Annotated in this window: 23 protein-coding genes; 16 read left to right on the forward strand and 7 right to left on the reverse strand. The window is 69.7% G+C overall.

Translation table 11 applies throughout. The features are described from left to right. Positions 1-3: 3 nt before the first annotated feature. From DDE23_RS07420 to DDE23_RS07435, 4 genes are all read right to left on the reverse strand, one after another. Entirely contained in the window at positions 4-1,095 is a 1,092-nt protein-coding gene (locus DDE23_RS07420) for a microcin C ABC transporter permease YejB (RefSeq protein ID WP_107751339.1), read from the reverse strand. Positions 1,096-1,105: 10 nt separating this feature from the next. Continuing rightward, on the reverse strand, positions 1,106-3,040 hold the full coding sequence (locus DDE23_RS07425) for an extracellular solute-binding protein (protein WP_107751340.1): 1,935 nt from the start codon (positions 3,038-3,040) through the stop codon (positions 1,106-1,108). A 125-nt stretch (positions 3,041-3,165) separates the two neighbouring features. Further along, on the reverse strand, positions 3,166-3,654 hold the full coding sequence (locus DDE23_RS07430; protein WP_107751341.1) for a c-type cytochrome: 489 nt from the start codon (positions 3,652-3,654) through the stop codon (positions 3,166-3,168). A 135-nt stretch (positions 3,655-3,789) separates the two neighbouring features. After that, positions 3,790-4,320 carry a c-type cytochrome gene (locus DDE23_RS07435; RefSeq protein ID WP_107751342.1) on the reverse strand — a complete coding sequence of 177 codons (531 nt, stop codon included), beginning with the start codon at positions 4,318-4,320 and terminating at the stop codon, positions 3,790-3,792. A gap of 120 nt (positions 4,321-4,440) precedes the next feature. Between DDE23_RS07435 and DDE23_RS07440 the strand changes: the two genes are divergently transcribed. From DDE23_RS07440 to DDE23_RS07455, 4 genes are all read left to right on the forward strand, one after another. Then, positions 4,441-5,274 (forward strand): prephenate dehydratase, encoded by an 834-nt coding sequence (locus tag DDE23_RS07440; RefSeq protein ID WP_107751343.1) that lies wholly within the window; start codon positions 4,441-4,443, stop codon positions 5,272-5,274. A 13-nt stretch (positions 5,275-5,287) separates the two neighbouring features. After that, positions 5,288-5,512 (forward strand): hypothetical protein, encoded by a 225-nt coding sequence (locus tag DDE23_RS07445; protein ID WP_107751344.1) that lies wholly within the window; start codon positions 5,288-5,290, stop codon positions 5,510-5,512. 115 nt (positions 5,513-5,627) lie between these two features. Beyond that, complete coding sequence (locus tag DDE23_RS07450) at positions 5,628-6,392, forward strand: SDR family NAD(P)-dependent oxidoreductase (RefSeq protein WP_107751345.1); 765 nt, start codon at positions 5,628-5,630, stop codon at positions 6,390-6,392. Positions 6,393-6,414: 22 nt separating this feature from the next. Beyond that, a complete protein-coding gene (locus tag DDE23_RS07455) occupies positions 6,415-7,494 on the forward strand; it encodes an AbrB family transcriptional regulator (protein ID WP_107751346.1) in 1,080 nt (359 codons plus the stop codon). A gap of 26 nt (positions 7,495-7,520) precedes the next feature. Here DDE23_RS07455 and hemP read toward each other — a convergent pair whose 3' ends face one another. Continuing rightward, on the reverse strand, positions 7,521-7,697 hold the full coding sequence (gene hemP, locus DDE23_RS07460; RefSeq protein WP_107751347.1) for a hemin uptake protein HemP: 177 nt from the start codon (positions 7,695-7,697) through the stop codon (positions 7,521-7,523). Between the two features lie 71 nt (positions 7,698-7,768). Beyond that, complete coding sequence (bhcR, locus tag DDE23_RS07465) at positions 7,769-8,563, reverse strand: HTH-type transcriptional regulator BhcR (protein ID WP_107751348.1); 795 nt, start codon at positions 8,561-8,563, stop codon at positions 7,769-7,771. A gap of 157 nt (positions 8,564-8,720) precedes the next feature. On the opposite strand from bhcR, the gene bhcA reads away from it, so the two are divergent. The 12 genes from bhcA to lpxK all read left to right on the forward strand — a co-directional run bounded on the left by bhcA (position 8,721) and on the right by lpxK (position 20,942). Next, on the forward strand, positions 8,721-9,920 hold the full coding sequence (gene bhcA / locus DDE23_RS07470) for an L-aspartate--glyoxylate aminotransferase BhcA (protein ID WP_107751349.1): 1,200 nt from the start codon (positions 8,721-8,723) through the stop codon (positions 9,918-9,920). A gap of 205 nt (positions 9,921-10,125) precedes the next feature. Beyond that, positions 10,126-11,097, forward strand: coding sequence for a beta-hydroxyaspartate dehydratase BhcB (bhcB, locus tag DDE23_RS07480; protein WP_202863228.1), 972 nt, complete (start codon positions 10,126-10,128; stop codon positions 11,095-11,097). A 3-nt stretch (positions 11,098-11,100) separates the two neighbouring features. Beyond that, positions 11,101-12,255 carry a 3-hydroxy-D-aspartate aldolase BhcC gene (gene bhcC, locus DDE23_RS07485; RefSeq protein WP_107751350.1) on the forward strand — a complete coding sequence of 385 codons (1,155 nt, stop codon included), beginning with the start codon at positions 11,101-11,103 and terminating at the stop codon, positions 12,253-12,255. Positions 12,256-12,322: 67 nt separating this feature from the next. After that, entirely contained in the window at positions 12,323-13,276 is a 954-nt protein-coding gene (locus tag DDE23_RS07490; RefSeq protein ID WP_107751351.1) for an ornithine cyclodeaminase family protein, read from the forward strand. A gap of 44 nt (positions 13,277-13,320) precedes the next feature. Next, complete coding sequence (locus DDE23_RS07495) at positions 13,321-14,298, forward strand: type I glyceraldehyde-3-phosphate dehydrogenase (protein WP_107751352.1); 978 nt, start codon at positions 13,321-13,323, stop codon at positions 14,296-14,298. Then, positions 14,295-14,972 carry a 2-keto-4-pentenoate hydratase gene (locus DDE23_RS07500; protein WP_202863229.1) on the forward strand — a complete coding sequence of 226 codons (678 nt, stop codon included), beginning with the start codon at positions 14,295-14,297 and terminating at the stop codon, positions 14,970-14,972. Before DDE23_RS07495 ends, DDE23_RS07500 begins: the two co-directional genes overlap by 4 nt. Beyond that, complete coding sequence (locus tag DDE23_RS25395) at positions 14,912-15,061, forward strand: hypothetical protein (protein ID WP_202863230.1); 150 nt, start codon at positions 14,912-14,914, stop codon at positions 15,059-15,061. Before DDE23_RS07500 ends, DDE23_RS25395 begins: the two co-directional genes overlap by 61 nt. A 114-nt stretch (positions 15,062-15,175) precedes the next feature. Continuing rightward, positions 15,176-16,633, forward strand: coding sequence for a cobyric acid synthase (locus DDE23_RS07505; RefSeq protein ID WP_107751353.1), 1,458 nt, complete (start codon positions 15,176-15,178; stop codon positions 16,631-16,633). 71 nt (positions 16,634-16,704) lie between these two features. Further along, complete coding sequence (locus DDE23_RS07510; RefSeq protein WP_107751354.1) at positions 16,705-18,042, forward strand: TldD/PmbA family protein; 1,338 nt, start codon at positions 16,705-16,707, stop codon at positions 18,040-18,042. Then, on the forward strand, positions 18,029-18,835 hold the full coding sequence (locus tag DDE23_RS07515) for an inositol monophosphatase family protein (RefSeq protein ID WP_107751355.1): 807 nt from the start codon (positions 18,029-18,031) through the stop codon (positions 18,833-18,835). The genes DDE23_RS07510 and DDE23_RS07515 overlap by 14 nt, the downstream gene beginning before the upstream one ends. Then, entirely contained in the window at positions 18,835-19,944 is a 1,110-nt protein-coding gene (locus DDE23_RS07520; protein ID WP_107751356.1) for a hypothetical protein, read from the forward strand. Before DDE23_RS07515 ends, DDE23_RS07520 begins: the two co-directional genes overlap by 1 nt. Continuing rightward, positions 19,941-20,942 (forward strand): tetraacyldisaccharide 4'-kinase, encoded by a 1,002-nt coding sequence (lpxK, locus tag DDE23_RS07525; RefSeq protein WP_107751357.1) that lies wholly within the window; start codon positions 19,941-19,943, stop codon positions 20,940-20,942. Before DDE23_RS07520 ends, lpxK begins: the two co-directional genes overlap by 4 nt. A gap of 67 nt (positions 20,943-21,009) precedes the next feature. On the opposite strand, the gene DDE23_RS07530 is transcribed toward lpxK, so the two are convergent. Then, entirely contained in the window at positions 21,010-22,200 is a 1,191-nt protein-coding gene (locus tag DDE23_RS07530) for a thiolase family protein (protein WP_107751358.1), read from the reverse strand. Between the last annotated feature and the right edge of the window lie 2 nt (positions 22,201-22,202).

Raw genomic sequence — 22,202 nt, forward strand, 5'->3', positions numbered from 1 at the left:
GCGTCAGCTCTCCCGCGTCTCGAAGTCGATGCGGGGGTCGATCCAGACATACATCAGGTCCGAGATGATGCCGACGATCAGCCCCAGCAGGGTGAAGATGAACAGCGTGCCGAAGATCACCGGATAATCCCGGGCCAGCGCCGCCTCGTAGAACAGCTTGCCCAGCCCGTCGAGCGAGAATACCGCCTCGATGATGAGCGAGCCGCCGAAGAAGGCGCCGATGAACACGGCCGGGAAGCCGGCGATGACGATCAGCATGGCGTTGCGGAACACATGGCCATAGAGGACCTTGCGCTCCACCAGCCCCTTGGCGCGGGCGGTGACCACGTATTGCTTGCGCAATTCGTCGAGGAACGAGTTCTTGGTCAGCAAGGTCAGCGTGGCGAAGCTGGAGATGGTCAGCGCGATGGTCGGCAGGACCATGTGATGCGCGTAATCGAGGATGTATTCCGGCCAGCTCATCTGCGCCACGACCTCGGCCTCGGAATGGAGGCCGCGCAGCGGGAACCACTGGAAATAGGAGCCGCCCGCGAACAGCACCAGCAGCAGGATCGCGAACAGGAAGCCCGGGATCGCGTAGCCCACGATGATCGCGCCCGAGGTCCAGGTATCAAAGGGCGTACCGTCCTTGACCGCCTTGCGGATGCCCAGCGGGATCGAGACCATATAGGCGATGAGGGTGGACCAGAGGCCCAATGAGATCGACACCGGCATTCGCTCGATAATCAGCTGGATCACGGTCTTCGAGGTGAAATAGCTGGTCCCGAAATCGAAGCGGAAATAATTCCACATCATGTCGAGGAAGCGTTGAAGCGGCGGCTTGTCGAAGCCGAATTCGCGTTCGAGCTGCTCGATGAAGGCAGGCGGCAGGCCGCGGGCGCCGATATAGCGTTCCTCGCCGCCACCGCCGCCGCGGCTTGCGTCATCGCCCGCGCCGGTGAAGCCGCGGGTGACGTCGCCCTGCCCCTGCATGTTGGCGATGACCTGTTCGATCGGCCCGCCGGGGACGAACTGGACCAGCGTGAAATTGATGATCATCACGCCAATGAGCGTGGGGATCACCAAGAGCAGGCGGCGGAGGATATAGGCACCCATGCCGGAAGCCCTACCTCAGCGCCCCCGCGGCGCGCAACTCTGCCGCGCGCTCGGCATCGTACCACCACCAGTCCAGCACCCCTGCCGAATAGCGCGGCGTCTCCTCGGGATGGCGGTACATGTCCCAATAGGCGAACCATTGGTTGGCGCTGTACCACAGCGGCACCATGATCCGTTCCCAGCGCAGCACCCGGTCCAGGGCACGCAGCGTGGTATCGCGATCCTCGGGCGACTCGGTCACCAGCGAGATGTTGATGATCTCGTCCACCAGCGGGCTGCGCAGCGCCGCCGGGTTGAACAGGTCATCCGCCGCCTCGGATCCGAAGCGCTGGAGCAATCCGGTGCCGGTGTCGAGGAAGGCCGGATAGGAATCGAGGATCATGTCGTAATCGTGGTTCCGCTCGCGCTCGGTATATTGCGCGGGGTCGATGCGCTGGCCCTGCGCGTCGATGCCCATGGTGCGCAGATTGTCGAGGAAGCTCTCGATGATCGCCTCGGCGGTGGCGGAACCGGCGGTGGAATAGGGGAACTGGATGACCATCCGCTGCCCCTCGGCGTTGCGGCGCAGGCCCTGGTCGCCGACGGTCCAGCCCGCCTCTTCCAGCAGGCGGTTGGCGCGGCGCATGTTGCGCCGGTCGATCAGCTGATCGGCCGAGGAACTGTGTGCGGTCACCGCTTCCTCGGTCAGCAATTCCGGCGGCACCAGATCGCCCAACGATTGCAGGAACGCCAGTTCCGCGCCTTCGGGCACGCCCGTGGCCTCCAGCGGCGAGCCCTGGGAATAGGAATAGCGCTGGCTCATCAGCCCGTATTGCAGCTGCTGGTTGGTCCATTCGAAGTTATAGGCCAGGGACAGCGCCTCGCGCACCCGCCGGTCCTGCAGGAAGGGACGGTTGAGGTTGAAGACGAAGCCCAGCGCGGTGGGCGGGGTGCCGTCGGGGATTTCCTCGCGCTTGACCCAGCCGCGCTCGACCGCCGGGAAATCGTAGCCGATGGCCCATTGGCGCGAATTGCCCTCGGCGCGGAAGGTGTATTCGCCGGTCTTGAAGGCCTCGAACGCGGCGGCGTCGTCGCTGAAATACTCGACCCGGATGCGGTCGAAATTGTTGCGGCCGACGTTGATCGGCAGATCCTTCGCCCAGTAATTCGGGTCGCGGCGATAGGTGATGCGGCGGTTGACCTCGAAACTGTCCAGCACATAGGGGCCGGAGCCGGGCGAAATCTCCATCCGCGGCTCGTCGAGGCGGGCGCCGGTCTCCTCGTACCAGCGTTTGGAGAACACCGACTGATAGCCCACCTGGTCGATCAGCGAGCGGCGCGAGATATTCGGCGCGAATTCGAATTTGACGGTGTGGTCATCCAGCGCCACGGCGCTCAGCACCCGCTGGCGCACCGCCTCGGCATAGGAGGGCAGGCCCTGCTCCAGGATCAGGTCGTTGCTGAACACCACGTCATGCGCGGTCAGCGGCGTCCCGTCCGAGAAATGCGCCTCGGGGCGCATGTGGAAGATCACCCAATCCTTGGTTTCCGGGTATTCGATCGTATGGGCCAGCAGCCCGTAAAGCTCGTCATAGACATCGGCGGGGGTCGCGTCACCGAAGGGGCCGCTGGTCAGCAGCAGGCTCTCATAGATCGCATGGCTGTAACGCCCGGCCCGGCCCCGGCGCGAGAAAGGGTTCATCGAATCGAAGGTGCCCGAGGCGTATTCGGAAATCTCGCCGCCCTTGGGCGCGTCCGGGTTCACATAGTTGAAATGCTCGAAATCCTCGGCATAGCTGAGGTTGCCGTAATAGGAATAGCCATGCGCGCGGATCAGATTGTCCTGCGCCCGGCCCCGTCGCGGCATCATCAACCCCGCCCCCAGTGCCGCCGCCCCGCCCATCAAGCCGCGCCGCGTCAGCGTCAGGGCGGATTTCGATGCCAGGGGGGAAACGGGTCGGGTCATGCGGCGCTCTCCTGTAGACGTCTGACTTCTGGGGGTCAGATGGGCTTTCTCCACCTAAATCCGCCCCCGCCCCCTGTTGCAAGTGGCGTTTGCGTGAGGCCAGCGCGTTTTCTGCCCGCGAATGCTCAGCGCGCGCGCTCTTCGAGGAAGCGGATGACATTCAGGCGGTCGGCGCGGTCCTGCGTGCCGAAGAAGGCCATGCTGGTGCCGGGCGCCGCCTCGCTGGGGCGGGCGAGGAAACGGCTCAGCGCCGCGACGTCCCAGACCGGGCCAAGACGGGCCAGGGCGCCGGTGTAATCATAGCCCTGCACGCCATTCACCGGCATGCCGACCACGTCGAACAGGCTTGGCCCGACGCCGTTGTCGTTGGGGTCGAGCGAATGGCAGACCTGGCAGCGGCGGGTGAAATAGGCCTCGCCCGCCACCGGATCGGCCTGGGCATAAAGCGCCAGTAGATCGACGCCCGCATCGGGGTCGAAGGCGGGCGGCGGGGCCTCGTGGTTCAGCGTGTCGGCGGCCGAGGGCAATTGCCCCGTCTCGCGTGCCGTCTCGGCCAGGGCGGGGGCCGGGACCAGCATCAGGCACAGGAGCAGGGCTTTGGCGCGGGGCGTCATGGCATGTCTCGCAGGGGGTGCCATGGATGAAAGCCCGGCAATCCCGTTCCGGCAAGCGATTTTCGCCGACCCCCGGACAGCAAAAGGGCCGCGCGCGAAAGCGGCGGCCCTTTGACGATCGGTTGGTGCGGCGGATCAGCCCGGATGATCGGCGAGGTAGCGGATCAGGTTGACCCGGTCCTCGGGGCTGGAGATGCCGCGGAAGCTCATGCGGGTGCCCGGCGCCATGGCGCGGGGGTCGCGGAGGAAGTGGAACAGGTTCTCGACCGACCAGGTTTCGCCCATGGCCAGCAGCGCGCCCGAGTAGTTGTAGCCGTCCACCGCGTCGATGGCGCGGTCGACCACGCCGTCCAGATGCGGGCCGGTGCCGTTGGTGCCGTCCAGCTTGTGGCAGGACTGGCAGTTGCGCCACAGCGCGGCGCCGGCGGCGGAATCGGCGGTCTCATAAAGCGCCATCACGTCGATGCCGTCATCGGGGTTGGTCGGGGCGGCGGGCGCCGCGCCTTCACCGCCCTCGACGGGCAGCGGATAGACCGCATGGGCATGGTCGTCGCCATGAGCGGCGGGCAGATAGATCGCCGAGGCGCCCCAATTCGCAAGAAGGAAGAACAGGAGTGCCGCGCAGAGCGCTGCCACCGTCTTGGTGATAACCATGGTATCGAACATGTCGCATCCCGAGCCTGAGCAGAAGTCGCGCCCTTCTACCCGCTTCCCCTTGGCCAATTCAAGCGCTAGTTACCGCGACGAATTGACTGAGCAGCCTGCTTTTTGCGGGCGGAGGGCATGATGAGCAAGCGTATCGCATTCCAGGGTGAACCCGGCGCCTATTCGCACGAGGCCTGCGCGGCCTCGCGCCCCGGATTCGAGGCGCTGCCCTGCAACACCTTCGAGGAGGTGATCGACTCGGTCCGCGAGGGCCGGGCCGAGCTGGCCATGCTCCCGGTCGAGAATTCGACCTATGGCCGCGTCGCCGACATCCACCGCCTGCTGCCGGAAAGCGGGCTGCATATCGTGGACGAGGCTTTCGTGCGGGTGCGCATCGCGCTGATGGGCCTGCCGGGCGCCAGGCTGGACGACATCCGCCATGTCCGCGCCCATCTGGTGCTGATCCCGCAGGCGCGCAGCTTCCTCAAGTCCAAGGGCATCACCGCCGAGGCCGCCGCCGACAGCGCCGGTGCCGCCGCCGATCTGGCCCGCACCCGCATTGCGCATGAGGGCGTGCTGGCCAGCGAGATGGCGGCGCAGATCTACGGGCTGGACGTGCTGGCCACGGATATCGAGGACAACCACCACAACACTACCCGCTTCCTGGTCATGTCGCCCGAACCCGACCTGACCCGGCGCGGCAGCCATGGCATGGTCACCACCTTCGTGTTTCAGGTCCGCAACATCCCCGCCGCGCTCTACAAGGCGATGGGCGGGTTCGCGACCAATGGGGTGAACATGACCAAGCTGGAAAGCTACATGGTCGACGGCTCGTTCACCGCGACCCAGTTCTATGCCGATATCGAGGGGCACCCGGACGACCCCAACGTGAAACTGGCGCTGGACGAGCTGAGCTATTTCACCACCCGGCTGCATATCCTGGGGACCTACCCGGCCTCGGACGCGCGGCTCTGAGCGGGAGCGGGGGATGGTAAAGGCGCTATTGTACTTGGTTGGATGGTTGGCAGTTCTGGTTGCCAGCACAGGGATCGCCATCCGCGTTGCCGGATCTGATGCGATGGTGCGGCAATACGCAGGAGGATCCCGCAATCTGGATTTCACTTTCTATCTGCTGGTTGTCGGTCTCATATTCCTCGCTCTCGCCGCCATCCTTACCCGCCTCGACACCCTGCTGGCTCAACGCGAGGAGTGAGCGCCCCTCCGGTGGCGCTCCGCTCTGCCCCAGCGTAATTCCCGCCACCGTTCCGCCATCGCTTTCCTCTTCGTTTCAAGCGGTCTAGGCTCCGCGCAACCGAGGGAGGAAGCTCATGGATACGCAACTTCAGGGACGTCACGCGCTGGTCACCGGCGGGGGCACGGGGATCGGCCTGGCCATCGCGCAGATGCTGGCGGGGCGCGGCGCACAGGTCACCATCACCGGCCGCCGCGCCGATGTCCTGTCTGACGCCGCCGCCGCAACGCCCGGCCTGCACGCGCTGGCCATGGACGTGGCCGATGAGGCGAGCGTGGTCGAGGGCACGGCCAAGGCCGTCGCCGCGCGCGGGCCGGTCACCATCTGCGTCGCCAATGCGGGCATCGCCGAGGGCAAGTCGATGGCCAAGATGGACCTCGCCTTCTGGCGCAAGATGATGGCGATCAACCTCGACGGCGCCTATCTGACGGTGCGTGAATGCCTGCCCGGCATGCTGGCCGAAGGCTGGGGGCGCACGCTTTTCGTGTCCTCCATCGCCGGGATCAAGGGGCTGAAGGGGGCGCCGGCCTATACCGCCTCGAAACACGGGATGATCGGGCTGATGCGCGGCCTGTCCGAGGATTACCTCGGCTCGGACCTGACCTTCAACGCGCTCTGCCCGGGCTATACCGACACCGATATCATCGCCCGCAACACCCAATCCATCGCCGCCCGCGCCGGCATCGACACCGACCAGGCGCGCAACATGATGGTCAAGACCAACCGCCACAAGCGCCTGATTACCGCCGACGAGGTCGCCGCGGTGGCCGCGCTGCTGGTCGGGCCGCAATCGTCCAGCCTCAACGGTCAGGTCTACGAGATCGCCGGGGGGCAGATGTGACACCGGATGTGACTGCGGGCGCATGTCGGGCCTGACCCGGTTCACCAACGGCATCCCGCCGCTGACCATCCTGGCGACCTTTGGCCTGGGCGGCGCGGGCGGGTTGCTGGCCAGCTGGCTGGGCCTGCCCCTGGCCATGCTGCTGGGCTCGATGACTGCGGTAACGCTGGCCTCGGCGCTGGGGCTGCGGGTCAGCGGCCATGCGCTGGCCGTGCCGCAGAAATGGCGCTACGTGCTGGTGCCCATCGTCGGCACCGCCATCGGCGCCAGCTTCCCGCCGGATTTCGCCAGCCAGGCGATGCATTGGTGGCTGACCATGGCGGCGCTGGTGATCTTCATCCCGGCGGTGCATGCCCTGGGCTATCTGCTGTTCGGGCGCCTGGGCGGGCTCAGCCGTCCGACCGCCTTTTACGCCGCCATGCCCGGGGGCTTCATCGAATCGCTCGACATGGGGGAAAAGGCCGGGGCCGACATGCCGATGCTCATCATGCTGCAATTGCTGCGGCTGATCCTGTGCATCGTGCTGATCCCCATCGCCTTTTCGCTGATCGAGGGACAGGCCGTCGGCTCGGCCTCGGGCCTTGCCGCGGGCGCCGGGCACGCGCCGCTCACCGTGTGGGACGCGGCCGTGCTGACCGCCATCGCCGTTTCGGGCTGGTTCATCGCCAGCCGCCTCAACTTTCCCGCCGCCGTGCTGTCCGGCCCCCTGCTGCTGAGCGGGCTCGCCCATGCGCTGGGCCTGACCGCGGCGGTGCCGCCGGTCTGGATGGTGCTGGTCACGCAATGGGTGATGGGAACCTCGCTGGCGGTGAGGCTTTCGGGCTTCACCCGCGGCGAGGCGGGGCTGGCGCTGCGCCTGTCGCTGGCGCATGTCGGGCTGATGCTGGGGGTCGCGCTGGGCGTGGCCCTGCTGACCTCGGGCCCGGTGGGCGAGCCGATCTCGGCGGTGGTTCTGGCCTTCGCGCCGGGTGGCGTGACCGAGATGTCGCTGGTCGCGCTGTCGCTGCACCTGAGCGCGGTCTATGTCACGCTGCACCATCTGGCGCGCATCGTGCTGGCCGTGCTGGTGGCGCGGATCGGGCAGCGCTGGGTCGGGCTTTGACGCCCGACCCCAGAGCCGTCAGCGCGTCACTTCGTCAGGATCAGCTTGCCGGCGCGGGTGATGCGCAGGTCATAGACCTTGCCGTCCAGTTCGATCTGCGCCTGCGTGCCACCCTTGGTCAGCGCGCGGGCCGAATGCACGGGCAGGCCGCGTTGCGGAACCGCTTCGGCGCGGGTGAAATCCGGTTGGGAATAGAGGGACATAACACTCTCCATGGTCGGGTGAGCCTATTCCTGACAAAAACACTTGGATGAGTCAATCCCGATTTTAACACTCAGGATTTGACGGCCCCGCCGATGGACCGGGTGATCTCGGCTGCCGCCGCCCTGACCCGGGCGCCCAGCTCCGGCAGCGCATCGGGCGGCAGGCGGAACACCGGCCCGCTGATCGAGACACCGGCGACCGGCTCGCCATGGGCGTTGAAGATCGGCGCGGCGACGCAGCGCATGCCCTCGGTCCGTTCCTGATTGTCCAGCGCCCAGCCCCGGCTGCGGGTCAGGGCGAGGTTGCGCGCCAGCGCCTCGGGCTCGGTGATCGTGGCCTCGGTGAAGCGGGTCAGCGGCCCCGGGTTCAGCCCCGGCATCCAGGCCATGAGCGCCTTGCCGATGCCCGAGGCATGAAGGGCCGAGCGCGTCCCGGGCGAGAAGAAGGCGCGGATCGCCTGATGCGTCTCCACCTGCGTGAGGAACAGGACCTCGCCCTGCTGCTCGATCCCCAGATTGGCGGTCTCGTTCGTGGCCCGCATCAGCGCCTGCATTGGCGCCCGGGCCCGTTCGACGACATTGGTGCGCCGGAGGAAGGCCGCGCCAGTGCGGAAGGTGCCAGCGCCGACGTACCAGACCTGCCCCCGTGGATCGAGCTCCACCATCTGCCGCTGCGCCAGCGTGGTCAGCACGCGGTAGGTGGTGGCAGGCGATTCGCCTTCGGCCTGCGCCAGTTCGGTCAGGGTCATCCCGTCCGATCCCGCCAGCGCTTGCAACAGCGCCATGGCCCGGTCCAGCGCCCGGATCGTGTTCTGCTCGGTCTTGTCGTGAAAGGCCTTGGGACGGCCGCGGCGGGACTCGGTCATGTACGCCTCCGAAAATCGATTTCAATAGATGAAAAAGTATAGCAGCTTATGATGATTGGGAAAATCACCCTCAAGGCACTTGTGAAAAAACATTTCAAAAAAATTGAGGGGGGAGGCGCCGCGCCCTAGGATCAGCGGACAATCAAGGAGCGCGACCATGACCGCCCACCAAGCCTTTGCCCAGAACCCGGTCTTCATTCCCGGCCCCACCAACATGCCCGAGGCCCTGCGCAAGGCCTGCGATGTGCCGACGCTGGACCACCGCTCGCCCGCTTTCGCGCGAATGCTGGCCCCGGCGCTGGCGGGGGTGAAGCGGGTGATGGGTATGGAGTCGGGCGAGGTGTTCCTGCTGCCCGCCACCGGCACCGGCGGCTGGGAGGCGGCGATCGCCAACACGCTTTCGCCCGGCGACCGGGTGCTGGCGGCGCGCTATGGCGTCTTCTCGGCCCGCTGGATCGACCTCTGCCAGCGTTTCGGGCTGGAGGTCGAGGTGCTGGACACCCCCTGGGGCGAGGGCCTGCCGCTGGAGCGGATCGAGGCGGCGCTGAGGGCCGACCGGACCGGCCGGATCAAGACGGTTCTGGCCACGCATAACGAGACGGCGACCGGCGTGCGCTCGGACATCGCCGGGCTGCGCCGGGCGATGGACCGGGCCGGGCACGAGGCGCTGATGATGGTTGACGGGGTCAGTTCCATCGCCTCGATGCCGTTCGATTTCAGCGGCTGGGGCGTCGATATCGCGGTGACCGGCAGTCAGAAGGGCTTCATGCTGCCGCCGGGGCTGGCGATTCTGGGGCTCTCGGACAGGGCGCTGGCGGCGATGGAGAATGCCCGCCTGCCCCGCACCTATTTCGACCTGAAGGACATGCGCCGCAGCATGGCGGCGGGCGGCTATCCCTATACCCCGCCGGTCGGGCTGATCGCCGGCCTCGCCGCCTCGGTGGCGATGCTGGAGGATGAGGGCCTGGCGGCGGTCCACGCCCGCCACTACCGGCTGGCCGAAGGCGTGCGCCGGGCCGTGGCGGGCTGGGGGCTTTCCACCTGCGCCGCCGGGCCGGCGCTCGCCTCGGATACGGTGACGGCGGTTCTGGCGCCCGAGGGCTGCGATGCCAACGCCTTCGTCGCCCGCGCCGCCGGGACCTATGGCATGGCCTTCGGCACCGGGCTGGGACAGCTGGCGGGCAAGGCCTTCCGCATCGGCCATCTGGGGATGCTGTCGGACCCCCTGATGCTGGCCGGGCTGGCGACGGCCGAGATGGTGATGGCGGATCTGGGCTGGCCGGTCCGGCTGGGCTCGGGCGTGGTGGCGGCGCAGGACTTCTATCGCGGGGCCTTGCCGCTGGCGGCGGCGGCCTGAGGGCGGGGCTGACGCCCCGGGAAAGGGGGGGGGGGGGGGGGGGGGGGGGGGGGGGGGGGGGGGGGGGGGGGGGGGGGGGGGGGGGGGGGGGGGGGGGGGGGGGGGGGGGGGGGGAGCGGGGGGCTGCCGCCCCCCGCACCCCCCGCTTCAAGGAGGGTTTTCCACCCTCCTTGAAAATCCTCCCGAGGATATTTGGAGAACAAAGATGAAGGATCTGGGGATGGAACTCCCGAGCTATGCCGATGTGGTGGCCGCGCAGGCGCGGATCGCGCCGCATGTGCACCGGACGCCGGTGCTGACCTCGCGGATGATGGATGAACAGGCCGGGGCCTCGCTGTTTTTCAAATGCGAGACTTTGCAGAAGGCCGGGGCCTTCAAGGCGCGCGGGGCCGCGAACGCGGTGTTCGGGCTGAGCGAGGCGCAGGCGGCGCGGGGGGTGGCCACGCATTCCTCGGGCAATCACGGGACCTGTCTGGCCTATGCCGCCGGGCGGCGGGGCATTCCCTGCACCGTGGTGATGCCGCGCACCGCGCCGCAGGCGAAGAAGGACGCCGTGCGCGGCTATGGCGGGCGGGTGGTGGAATGCGAGCCCTCGACCACATCCCGCGAGGCGGTCTTTGCCGGGGTGCTGGCCGAAACCGGGGCCGAATTCGTCCATCCCTACAACGACAAGCGGGTCATCGCCGGTCAGGGCACCTGTTCGCTGGAGCTGATCGAGCAGGCGCCGGATCTGGACGCGGTGATCGCGCCGATTGGCGGGGGCGGGATGGTCTCGGGCACCTGTCTGGCGCTGTCGCAGGCGGCACCGCGGGTGCGGATCTATGCCGCCGAGCCTGAACAGGCCGACGATGCGGCGCGCAGTTTCCGCGCCGGGCATATCATCGCTGACGACGCGCCGGTCACGGTGGCGGACGGGCTGAAAGTGCCGCTGAAGGCGCTGACCTGGCATTTCGTCAGCCGCCATGTCACCGATATCCTGACCGTCAGCGAGGCGGAGATCATCGCCGCCATGCTGCTGATCTGGAAGCGGCTGAAGATCATCGCCGAGCCTTCGAGCGCGGTGCCGCTGGCCGCCGTGCTGAAGAACCCCGCCTTGTTCGCCGGGCAGCGGGTCGGCATCATTCTCACCGGCAGCAATGTCGACCTCGACCGTCTGCCCTGGCAGCAAGGAGCCTGAGCCATGAAAGATATCGCGGATCTGGAGGTCGGTTTCGATGTGCCCGCCCTGCCGGGGATGACGGAAGCCGAGATCGCGACGCCCTGTCTGGTGCTGGATCTGGACGCGCTGGAGCGCAATCTGCGCAAGATGGGGGCCTATGCCGCCGCCCACGGGATGCGGCTGCGGGTGCATGGCAAGATGCACAAATCGGTCGATGTCTACCGGTTGCAGGAGGAGATCGGCGGCGCCTGCGGCATCTGCTGCCAGAAGGTCAGCGAGGCCGAGGTCTTTGCCCGGGCCGGGGTCAGGGATGTGCTGGTCTCGAACCAGGTGCGGGGCGCGGCCAAGGTCGACCGGCTGGCGCGGCTGCCGACGCTGGGCGCGCGCACGCTCTGCTGCGTCGACGATCCGGCGAATGTGGCCGAGCTGTCGGCGGCGGCGGTGCGGCACGGGACGCAGATCGAATGCCTGGTCGAGATTGATTGCGGCGCGGGGCGCTGCGGGGTTTCCTCGACCTCGGACGTGGTGGCGCTGGCCCGGGCCATCGACGCCGCGCCGGGGCTGAAATTCGCCGGGCTGCAGGCCTATCAGGGGGCGATGCAGCACCTCGACCGCTATGCCGACCGCAAGGCCAAGCTGGATGTCGCGGTGGCCATGGTGCGCGAGGCTGTCGAGGCGCTGGCGGCCGAGGGGCTGGACTGCGACATCGTCGGCGGCGGCGGCACCGGCAGTTATTATTTCGAGAGCGCCTCAGGCGTCTATAACGAGCTGCAATGCGGGTCCTACGCCTTCATGGATGCGGATTACGGCCGGATCCTCGATGAAGGCGGCCAGCGGATCGACCGCGGGGAATGGGAGAACGCGCTGTTCCTGCTGACCTCGGTCATGAGCCATGCGAAGGCCGATCGGGCGGTGGTCGACGCCGGGCTGAAGGCGCAATCGGTGGACAGTGGCTTGCCGGTGGTCTTCGGGCGGGACGACGTGCGCTATGTGAAATGTTCGGACGAGCATGGCGTCATCGAGGACCCTTCGGGCGCCCTGACGGTCGGCGACCGGCTGCGGCTGGTGCCGGGGCATTGCGATCCGACCTGCAACGTCCACGACTGGTATGTCGGCGTCCGGAACGGGGTGGTCGAGGTGGTCTGGCCCGTCTCGGCCCGCGGCAAGGCCTGGTGAGGAAGCCGGGGGCATTCTGCCCCCGGACCCCCTGAGCGTATTTGGGACAAGATGATGAGGGTGCGGCATGCTGGTGGTGCCTGAGCGGCTGATTGCCGGGCTGATGGGGCCGGACGAGGCCTTCGAGGCCGTGGCCGAGGTGTTCCGGCAGACGGCCGGGGGCGCGGCGCGGAACTTTCCGGTGGTGCGCGAGGCCCTGGGGGGCGGGCGGCAGTACGGGTTCAAATCGGGGATGGGCCCGGGGGCGCTGGGGGTCAAGGCAGGGGGCTATTTCCCCGGCAACGCGGCGCGCGGGATCACCAACCACCAATCGGTGGTGACGCTTTTCGATCCCGAGACCGGGCGGCCCGAGGCGATGATCGGCGGCAATCTGTTGACCGCGCTGAGAACCGCGGCGGCGGCGGCGGTGTCCATCGACGCGCTGGCCCGGCCCGGGGCGCGGGTGCTGGGGATCGTCGGTGCCGGGCATCAGGCAGCGTTCCAGCTGCGCGCCGCGGCCCGGGTGCGGCGCTTCGAGCGGGTGATCGCCTGGAACCGGACGCCGGAGCGGCTGGCGGGGCTGGCGGCGGTCGCGGAGGAGCTGGGGCTGCCGTTCGAGGCGGTCCCGCTGGCAGGGATGCGCGAGGCGGAGGTCATCGTCACCATCACCTCTTCGCCGGCCTATGCCCTGGCGGCGGCACATGTCTCGCCCGGCACGCATCTGGCCTGCATGGGCACCGACACGATCGGCAAGCAGGAGGTCGAGCCCGCCCTTCTCGGCGCGGCGCGGGTCTTCACCGACGAGCCCGCGCAATCGGTGACGCTGGGCGAGGCGCAGCACGCGGTGGCGCAGGGCTTGCTGGACCCCGCCCGCATCGTGCCGCTGGGCGCGGTCCTGACCGGCGAGGCCCCGGGGCGCGAGGATCCCGACCAGATCACCCTCTATGATGGCACCGGGGTCGGGCTTCAGGACCTCGCCGTCGCGGCAAGGGTGCTGGCGCTGGCCAAGGCACGCGGCCTCGCAATCCCGGTTGAGATTTGATCAAACCAAGCCTAGCAAGGGGGCCTCAGCCTTCGGAGGGTGCCATGCGGGTGATGATCAACGGCTTCGGGCGGATCGGGCGGACGGTACTGCGCGCCTGGCTGAAAGGCGGCTGGCCGGGGATCGAGATTGTCGCCATCAACGACATCGCCCCCGCCGAGACCTGCGCCTATCTTCTGGAATACGACAGCGTTTTCGGGCCCTTGGAGGGTGTGGCGCTGGAGGGCGAGACGCTGGTCGTCCAGGGCCGCCGCCTGCCGCTGACCCGGGTGTCGGACATCGGCACGCTGGACCTGTCGGGCGTCGATCTGGTGATGGAATGCACCGGCAAGGCCGAGTCGCGGGCGGTCGCCGAGGCCGGGCTCAGCGCCGGGGCGGCGCGGGTGCTGATCTCTGGCCCCTCGGACGCGGCGGATGCGACGCTGGTCCTTGGCGCGAATGACGCGCTGCTCACGCCCGCCCTGCGCGTGGTCTCGAACGCCTCCTGCACCACCAACGCGCTGGCGCCCCTGGCCCGTCTGCTGGACGAGGCCTTCGGGATCAGCGCCGGCTGGATGACGACGATCCATTGCTACACCGGCTCGCAACCCACCGTGGACGCGCCGCGCTCCTCGGACCCCGCGCGCAACCGGGCCGCGGCGCTGTCGATGGTGCCGACCACGACCAGCGCCGGGCGGCTTCTGGACCGGGTGCTGCCGACGCTCGAAGGAATCATCGAATGCGCCGCGGTGCGGGTGCCCACCGCCAGCGTCTCGGCCGTGGACCTCTGCGTCGTGCCGAAGCGCCGCGCGGGGGTCGAGGCGGTCAATGCCGTGCTGGAGGGCGCGGGCGGGGTGATCGGCTGGACCGCGAAGCCGCTGGTGTCGTCGGACCTGCGCGCCCGGCCCGAATCGATCGTCATGGCCCTGCCCGAGACGCGGGTCAGCGGTGCCGGGCTGATCCGGGTGTTCGGCTGGTACGACAACGAATGGGGCTTCTCGTGCCGCATGCTGGACATGGCTGAGCGGATGGGCGCGGCATGATTACCATCGCCGACGCCATCCTGCATGCCTTCGACCGCGGCCAGCCGATGGCGCCGATCACCGACTCCGACCCGGGGTTCGACCTGCCCCGCGCCTATCAGGCGCAGGCGCTGCTGACCGCGGCCCGGGTCCGGCGCGGCGCCCGGGTGGTCGGGGTGAAAACCGGCTTCACCAACACCACGATCTGGGACGAGTACAACGTCCACGCCCCGATCCACGGGCCGGTCTTCGACACGACCTGGCGCACGGGACCCCTGGCCCTCGCCCCCTTCCTCGAACCCCGGATCGAGCCCGAGATTGTGCTGAAGCTCGGCGCCTCGCCCGCGCCCGGCATGGGGCCGGAGGCGCTGAAAACCTGCGTCGCCGAGGTCGCGCGCGGGTTCGAGATCGTGCACTCCCCCTTCCCCGGCTGGCGTTTCCGCGCGCCCGATACCGTGACGAGGGCGCCCTGCACGGCGCCCTCGTCACCGGCGATTTCGTCCCGGCCACGCCCGGGCTCCTCGACGCGCTCGCCGATCTCGACGTCACGCTCCTCTGCGACGGCGCCGCCATGGACCGGGGCCATTCCCGCAACGTCCTGGGTCTCGGGCCGCTCGCCGCGCTGGCCGATCTGGTGGCGCAACGGGGCGAGGACCGGCTGCCGGCGGGCTGGATCGTCTCGACCGGCACGCTGACCCGCGCCCTGCCCATCGCCCCCGGCCAGAGCTGGACCACCACCATCGACGGCGCCGACCTCCCGCCGCTGACCCTTGCCCTGACCTGACCCCTTCTTTGCGCTCCAAATATCCCGGGGGGTGAATGCGCGGCACGCGCAGAGGGGGGCTGGCCCCCCTCCCTTTCCCCGCGCTAACACAGGAACGAAGCAAGGGGTGAGGCGATGACGGCGACAGTGATGATCCAGGGCGCGGGCTCGAATGTCGGCAAGTCGCTGCTGGTGGCGGGCTTCGCGCGGGTCTTTGCCCGGCGGGGGCTCAGCGTGCGGCCCTTCAAGCCGCAGAACATGTCGAACAACGCCGCCGTCACCCCGGAGGGGGCCGAGATCGGCCGGGCGCAGGCGCTGCAGGCCATGGCCTGCGGCGTGCCGCCGTCCGTTCACATGAACCCGATCCTGCTGAAACCCGAATCCGAGACCGGCGCGCAGGTGATCGTCCAGGGCGCCCGCTTCGCCACCTGCAAGGCGCGGGAATATTCCGCGCTGAAGCCGCAACTCATGGCCCCGGTGCTGGACAGTTTCGCCCGGCTGACGGCCGAGGCCGATCTGGTCATTGTCGAGGGCGCGGGCAGCCCGGCCGAGGTCAATCTGCGCGCGGGCGACATCGCCAACATGGGCTTTGCGCAGGCCGCCCGGGTGCCGGTGGTGCTGACCGGCGACATCGACCGGGGCGGGGTCATCGCCCAGATCGTCGGCACGCAGGCGGTGCTGGATCAGGCCGACAACGCGCTTATCAAGGGCTTTCTCATCAACAAGTTCCGGGGCGATCCCCGGCTTTTCGACGATGGCTACCGGATGATTGCCGAGCGGACCGGCTGGCAGGGTCTGGGCGTGCTGCCGTGGTTCGCCGATGCCCACCGCCTGCCGGCCGAGGATGCCGCCGACCTGCGCCGCAAGAGCGCGGGCACCGGGTTCCGCATCGTCGTGCCGCAGCTCAATCGGATCGCCAATTTCGACGATCTCGACCCGCTGATGGCCGAACCCGGCGTCAGCGTCGAGGTGATCGCCCCCGGCCTGCCGCTGCCGGTCGAGGCCGATCTGATCCTGATCCCCGGCTCCAAATCCACCATCGCCGACCTCGCCCATTTCCGGGCGCAGGGCTGGGACATCGACCTTCAGGCGGCGCTGCGGCGGGGCGCCAAAGTCCTCGGCCTCTGCGGCGGCTACCAGATGCTGGGCCGCTCCATCGCCGACCCCGAGGGGATCGAGGGCGCGCCGGGCTCTGTCCCCGGCCTCGGCCTCCTGGACGTGGACACCGTCATGACCCCGGAAAAGCGGGTGACGCTGACCGAGGCGGTGCATGCGGCCTCGGGCGAGGCGGCGCAGGGGTATGAGATCCACATCGGCCGGACCGAGGGGCCGGACCGCGCGCGGCCCCTTTTCACCGTCGATGGCCAGCCGGAAGGGGCGATCCGGGCCGACGGGCGGGTCATGGGCAGCTACCTGCACGGGCTCTTCGGCGCGGACGGGTTCCGGCGGGCGTTTCTGGCCGGGCTGGGGGCGACCACCGGCAACGCCTCCTACGCCGAGGGGGTGGAGGAGGCGCTGGAAAAGCTGGCCGATCATCTGGAGGCCCATGCCGATTGCGCGGGCCTGCTGGAGATAGCCCGCCGGGGCCTCTGACCCGCGTCCCGGGTTTCCTTTGTCGCGCCTTGGCGCTAAGCCTCTGGGAACCAAGTTTCACAGGCTGATCCATGACCCAAGACCTCGCCCATGCCCTTCTCGATGCCGCCCGCAAGGCCGGGGCCGATGCCGCCGACGCGCTGGTGATCGAGGGCACGGCGCTGTCCATCGACGTGCGCGAGGGGCGGCTGGAGCATGCCGAACGGGCCGAGGGGCTGGACCTGGGCCTGCGGGTGCTGATCGGGCGGCGGCAGGCCTGCGTGTCCTCCTCGGATGCCAGGCCCGAAACGCTGGCGATGATGGCCGAACGCGCCGTCGCCATGGCCCACGAGGCGCCCGAGGATCCCTACGCGGGCCTCGCCGATCCCGGCCAGCTGAGCGCCCGGCGCGATGGCGAGGGGCTGGATCTGTTCGACCCCGCCGCCGAACCCGACCCCGCCGCGCTGGAAGACGACGCCCGCCGGGCCGAGGCCGCCGCCCGCGCCGTGCCCGGCATCAGCCAGATCGACCAGTCGGGCGCCAGCTATTCGCGCCGCACGATCCATCTGGCCGCGACCAACGGCTTTGTCGGTGGCTATCAGCGGTCCACGCGCAACACTTCCTGCGTCGCCATCACCGGCGAGGGCACGGGGATGGAGCGCGACTGGTCCAGCGAAAGCCGCATCTTCCAGGCCGACCTGCCCAGCCCCGAGGCGATCGGCACCGAAGCGGGCCAGCGCGCCGCCGCCCGCAAGGGCAGCCGCAAGCCGCCGTCGGGCGCCTTTCCGGTGCTTTATGACGAGCGCGTGGCCTCCTCGCTGATCGGGCATCTGACCTCGGCGATCAACGGCACCGCCATCAGCCGCGGCGCCAGCTGGCTGCGCGATGCGCTGGGCCAGCCGGTGCTGCCCCGGGGCTTCACGCTGACTGAGGATCCGCTGCGCCGCCGCATCGCCGGAACCCGCCCCTTTGACGCCGAGGGGCTGGCGACGGCCCGGCGCCTCTGGGTCGAGGACGGGGTGCTGCAAGGCTGGGTGCTGGACCTTGCGACGGCGCGGAAACTGGGGCTGGAAAGCACCTCGAACGCGGCGCGCGGCCCCTCGGCCCCGCCTTCGCCCAGCCTGTCCAATCTGGCGCTGAGCCAGGGGACGGCCAGCCGCGCCGATCTGATCGCGGGCATGGGGACGGGCCTGCTGATTACCTCGCTGATCGGCTCGACCATCAACCCGACGACCGGTGATTATTCGCGCGGCGCCTCGGGCTTCTGGATCGAGAACGGCGAAATCGCCTATCCGGTCAACGAATGCACCATCGCCGGCAATCTGCGCGACATGCTGATGCGGATGACGGCGGCGAATGACGCGCGCGCGCACCTCTCCACGCAGGTGCCGTCGCTTCTGGTCGAGGGCCTGACGATTGCCGGCGCGTGACGGCGATCTGGCCGATCTCCAGCTTCTGACCGAGGCCGCGCAGGCGGCGGGTGCCATTGCGCGGCGGTTCTTCGACGGCGAGGCCAAGGTCTGGGACAAGGGCGACGGGCAGGGCCCGGTGACCGAAGCCGACCTGGCGGTGAACGAGCATCTGCACGGCTTTCTGGGCCAGGCCCGGCCCGGCTATGGCTGGCTGTCCGAGGAGAGCAACCCGCTGGGCAACCTCGCCCGCCTCGCGCACGAGCGTTGCTTCGTCATCGATCCGATCGACGGCACGCGGTCCTTCATCGACCGTCAGCCCGGTTTCGCCCATGCGCTGGCGGTGACGGACAAGGGCGCGCCCGTGGCGGCGGTGGTGCATCTGCCGATGCTGGACCTGACCTATGCCGCGGTGCGGGGCGGGGGCGCCACGCTGAACGGCAAGCCCATCGCCGCCACCCAGCCCGAGGGGCCCTTGGGGGCGACGATGCTGGTGGCGCGCCCGGCCCTCGACCCGGTGCACTGGCCGGGCGGCGTGCCGCCGGTGAAGCGCGAATTCCGGCCCTCGCTGGCCTGGCGGCTGGCGCTGGTCGGTGAAGGCCGCTTCGATTCCATGCTGACGATCCGCGATTCCTGGGATTGGGACATCGCGGGCGCGGCGCTGATCGCCACCGAGGCGGGCGCCCGCGTCACCGACCGCCACGGCCATCCCCTGCGCTTCAACCGGGCCGAGGCCCGCAGCCCCGGCGTGGTCGCCGCGGGCCCGGCGCTGCATGCGGCGCTGATGGCGGGCCTGACCGGGGACGCGGCCTGATGCCCGCCGCGACACCCGCCCGCGGTGTCTGGTTGCACGCCACCGACGCCGCGCTGACCGGAGCGCTGCGGGTGCTGGCCCGGCAGCTGGCCGAGCGTCCCGATGCGCCCCCGACCTGGGTCACGGGCGATGCCGCGGCGCCGGGACCGGGCGAGGATCTGCGCGCCATTGACGCCGCTTTCGACCGTTTCCCGACCCGGCTGCTGGTGCTGGCGGGCCCGGCGCTGCCCGCGGCGCTGATGGACCGCGCCCGCGCCCGCAACATCGCCCTGATGCTGGTCGAGGCGGTGCCGCCCGGCGCCCGCGGCGGCTGGCGGCTTTTCGGCGCGCAGCCGCGCGGCCAGCTGGGCCGCTTCCAGCAGATCCACGCCCGGGACGAGGCCGCCGCCACCGCGCTGCGCCGTCAGGTCAGGGACGCGGTGCCGGTCCTGCCGACCGGGCGGCTCGCGCGCTTTGCCCCGGTGCCGGGCTGCAACATCCAGGAGCTGGACGCGATGCGCCAGTCGATCGGGGCCCGCCCGGTTTGGCTGGCCCATGACCTGCCCGAGGCCGAGGCCGACGCGGCCTTCCTCGCCCATTCCCACGCCCTGCGCCGCGCCCATCGCCTGCTGATGATCGCCCAGCCGCGCGACCCCGCCGGGGGCGCCACGCTGGCCAGCCGCGCGGCCGAGGTGGGGTTCGTCTGCGCCCGCCGGTCGGCCGACGAGGAGATCGACGAGACGACGCAGGTCTATGTCGCCGATGCAGGCGACGATCCGGGGCTTTTCCTGCGGCTGGCGCCGGTCACCTTCCTCGGCGGCTCGCTGACCGCGGGGGCGCCGATCCCCTCGCCGGTGATCCCGGCGGCGCTGGGTTCGGCGCTGGTCTTCGGCCCGCATGCCGAGGGCGACGAGGGCCGCTTCATGGACCAGCTGCGCACGCAGGGCGGCGGGCGGCAGATCAACGGGCCGTCGGACCTCGGCCCGGCGGTCAGCGCGTTGCTCTCGCCCGAGGCGGGGGCCGATGCGGCGCTCAGGGCCTGGTCGCTGGCGACCGACGGGTCCGAGGCGACCCTCGCCGTGGCCGATGCGATCTGCGACTGGCTGACGCTGAACGGGGGACGGGGATGAGGGCGCCGCGCTTCTGGACCAATCCCCCCGCGCGGCCCGGCTGGCAGGCCCGGCTGCTGGCGCCGCTGGGCTGGCTCTATGCCCGCGCCACGGCGCGGCGCGTGGCGCAGCCCGGCGCGCTGCGGGTGGGGGTGCCGGTGATCTGCGTCGGCAACCTGAACGCGGGCGGCACCGGCAAGACACCCACGGTCATCGCCCTGATGCAGGCGCTGGCGGCACGCGGGCTGTCGCCGCAGGTCGTCTCGCGCGGGTATGGCGGCACGCTGGAGGGGCCGGTCTATGTCAACGAACGCGGCCACCGCGCGGCCGAGGTTGGTGACGAGCCGCTGCTGATGGCCGCCTTCGGCCATGTCTGGGTGGCGAAGGACCGCGCCGCGGGGGTGCAGATCGCCGCCGACAAGGGCGCCGATGTGGTGCTGCTGGACGACGGGTTCCAGAACCCCTCGGTGGTCAAGACGGCCTCGGTCGTGGTGGTGGACGCGGCGGTGGGCTTCGGCAACGGGCGCTGCATCCCGGCCGGCCCCCTGCGCGAGCCGGTGGCGGCGGGTCTGGCGCGGGCGACCTGCGTGCTGGCCATCGGCGGGGACGAGGCGCAGGCGCGGTTCCGCGCGGACTGGGGCGCGGCGCTGGGATCGGTGCCGCTGTTCACCGGCGCGCTGGAGCCCTTGCAGACCGGGATGATGTGGCAGGGGCTGCGGGTGCTGGCCTTCGCCGGTATCGGCCGGCCGGGCAAGTTCTTCGAAACGCTGCGCCAGACCGGGGCCGAGGTGGTGCGGATGCAGGCGCTGGACGACCACCAACCGCTGACCACGCCGCTGTTCATGCGGCTCGAAGCCGAGGCCAAGGCGGCCAAAGCGCAGCTGGTGACGACCGAGAAGGACGCGGTGCGCCTGCCGTTGGACGCCAGAAAGCGGGTGCTGACCCTGCCGGTGCGGTTGAAGATCGCCGATGAGGCGGGGTTCCTGCGGGTGTTGGGGCTCACGGCGCCGTCGCCCTGACGTAGGGTGCGTGCTTGCACGCACCGATCCAGAGGCAGGGAAGGTGCGTGCAAGCACGCACCCTACGTCAGCCGACCCGGACCACCACCGCCATCGCCGAATCCCCGGCCGCGCAGCCCTGGAACAATCCGGTGCCGCCGCCGCGCATCTCCAGCTCCTCGATCAGCTCGATCACGCCGCGCAGCCCGGTCGGCCCCTGCGGATGGCCCCAGATCAGCGACGAGCCGTAGTTGTTCATCCCCCGCCAGTCGATGCCGAAGGCCCGGGCAAAGGCGATGTCATTGACCGCGAAGGGATTGTGCGACTTGATCGCGTCGATCCCGCCGATCCCCAGCCCCAGCTGATCCAGCGCCCGCTGTGTGGCCTTGATCGGCGCGGCGGGCATGAAGCCCTTTTCCTCGCGCGCCTGCGTCACCGCCAGGATCGAGACCCTGGGCCCCGTCCCCAGCTCCGCCGCCTGCCCGGCCTCGGCACAGAGGATCATCCCCGCGTTGCCGTCGGCGGGATGGGTCTGTCCGGCGAAGGTCACGCTGCCGCCCTCGCGCACCGGCTTCAGCCGCGCCATCTTTTCGGCATCGACCGGCTGGATGCCCTGATCGCCCGAAACGGTGCCGACAGACTTGCGGAACCCCGCATCCGGCACCTCCAGATCCGCCATGTAGCGCCGCTGAAAGGCGCGGTCCCCGGCCAGCGCGTCCTGGTACTGGGCGTGACGGTGGATCACCAGCTCGTGCTGTTCCTCGGTCGCGATGCCCTCGCGGCGGGCCACGTTCTCGGCCGTGTCGACCATGGCGTTCTTGGCGAAAGGATCGTGGTTGAAACTGTCCAGCACCCAGTTCTCGCTGGCGCCGGTGCCGCCCGGGCCGCCCGGCGCCGGGTAATAGACATGCGCGCCGTTGGACAGCCGGTCGCCCGCCGCGACCAGCGCCACCTTGGCGTTGCCCAAAGCCATCTCGCCCGCCGCGGTGGCGATCAGCCGCGGGCCGGTGGCGCAGGCCTGGTTGACGGTGGGGCCTGCCAGCCCCTCGGCCCCGATCAGGGCCGAGAACCACGGCGCGCCGTAAAAGATGTTGGGCTGGATCACGGTATAGCCATAGGCGACGTAATCCAGCGCCTCCGCTGCAAGGCCACGGTCAGTCATCGCCGCGCGGGTGACATGGGCGGCGAACTGCACCGAATGCAGATGCGCGAAGGCCCCCTGCCAGCGGGCGAAGGGCGAGGACCAATAGGCCCCGTAGGGGATATGGGCGATGGCCATGG

The organism is Pararhodobacter aggregans, assembly GCF_003075525.1.
Classification (GTDB): Bacteria; Pseudomonadota; Alphaproteobacteria; order Rhodobacterales; family Rhodobacteraceae; genus Pararhodobacter; species Pararhodobacter aggregans.

Bases quoted from the DNA above. Each gene is read 5' to 3' on its own strand.
- DDE23_RS07420 (WP_107751339.1), bottom strand. From the start codon at position 1,095: ATGGGTGCCTATATCCTCCGCCGCCTGCTCTTGGTGATCCCCACGCTC.
- DDE23_RS07425 (WP_107751340.1), bottom strand. From the start codon at position 3,040: ATGACCCGACCCGTTTCCCCCCTGGCATCGAAATCCGCCCTGACGCTG.
- DDE23_RS07430 (WP_107751341.1), bottom strand. From the start codon at position 3,654: ATGACGCCCCGCGCCAAAGCCCTGCTCCTGTGCCTGATGCTGGTCCCG.
- DDE23_RS07435 (WP_107751342.1), bottom strand. From the start codon at position 4,320: ATGTTCGATACCATGGTTATCACCAAGACGGTGGCAGCGCTCTGCGCG.
- DDE23_RS07440 (WP_107751343.1), top strand. From the start codon at position 4,441: ATGAGCAAGCGTATCGCATTCCAGGGTGAACCCGGCGCCTATTCGCAC.
- DDE23_RS07445 (WP_107751344.1), top strand. From the start codon at position 5,288: ATGGTAAAGGCGCTATTGTACTTGGTTGGATGGTTGGCAGTTCTGGTT.
- DDE23_RS07450 (WP_107751345.1), top strand. From the start codon at position 5,628: ATGGATACGCAACTTCAGGGACGTCACGCGCTGGTCACCGGCGGGGGC.
- DDE23_RS07455 (WP_107751346.1), top strand. From the start codon at position 6,415: ATGTCGGGCCTGACCCGGTTCACCAACGGCATCCCGCCGCTGACCATC.
- hemP (WP_107751347.1), bottom strand. From the start codon at position 7,697: ATGTCCCTCTATTCCCAACCGGATTTCACCCGCGCCGAAGCGGTTCCG.
- bhcR (WP_107751348.1), bottom strand. From the start codon at position 8,563: ATGACCGAGTCCCGCCGCGGCCGTCCCAAGGCCTTTCACGACAAGACC.
- bhcA (WP_107751349.1), top strand. From the start codon at position 8,721: ATGACCGCCCACCAAGCCTTTGCCCAGAACCCGGTCTTCATTCCCGGC.
- bhcB (WP_202863228.1), top strand. From the start codon at position 10,126: ATGAAGGATCTGGGGATGGAACTCCCGAGCTATGCCGATGTGGTGGCC.
- bhcC (WP_107751350.1), top strand. From the start codon at position 11,101: ATGAAAGATATCGCGGATCTGGAGGTCGGTTTCGATGTGCCCGCCCTG.
- DDE23_RS07490 (WP_107751351.1), top strand. From the start codon at position 12,323: ATGCTGGTGGTGCCTGAGCGGCTGATTGCCGGGCTGATGGGGCCGGAC.
- DDE23_RS07495 (WP_107751352.1), top strand. From the start codon at position 13,321: ATGCGGGTGATGATCAACGGCTTCGGGCGGATCGGGCGGACGGTACTG.
- DDE23_RS07500 (WP_202863229.1), top strand. From the start codon at position 14,295: ATGATTACCATCGCCGACGCCATCCTGCATGCCTTCGACCGCGGCCAG.
- DDE23_RS07505 (WP_107751353.1), top strand. From the start codon at position 15,176: ATGACGGCGACAGTGATGATCCAGGGCGCGGGCTCGAATGTCGGCAAG.
- DDE23_RS07510 (WP_107751354.1), top strand. From the start codon at position 16,705: ATGACCCAAGACCTCGCCCATGCCCTTCTCGATGCCGCCCGCAAGGCC.
- DDE23_RS07520 (WP_107751356.1), top strand. From the start codon at position 18,835: ATGCCCGCCGCGACACCCGCCCGCGGTGTCTGGTTGCACGCCACCGAC.
- lpxK (WP_107751357.1), top strand. From the start codon at position 19,941: ATGAGGGCGCCGCGCTTCTGGACCAATCCCCCCGCGCGGCCCGGCTGG.
- DDE23_RS07530 (WP_107751358.1), bottom strand. From the start codon at position 22,200: ATGGCCATCGCCCATATCCCCTACGGGGCCTATTGGTCCTCGCCCTTC.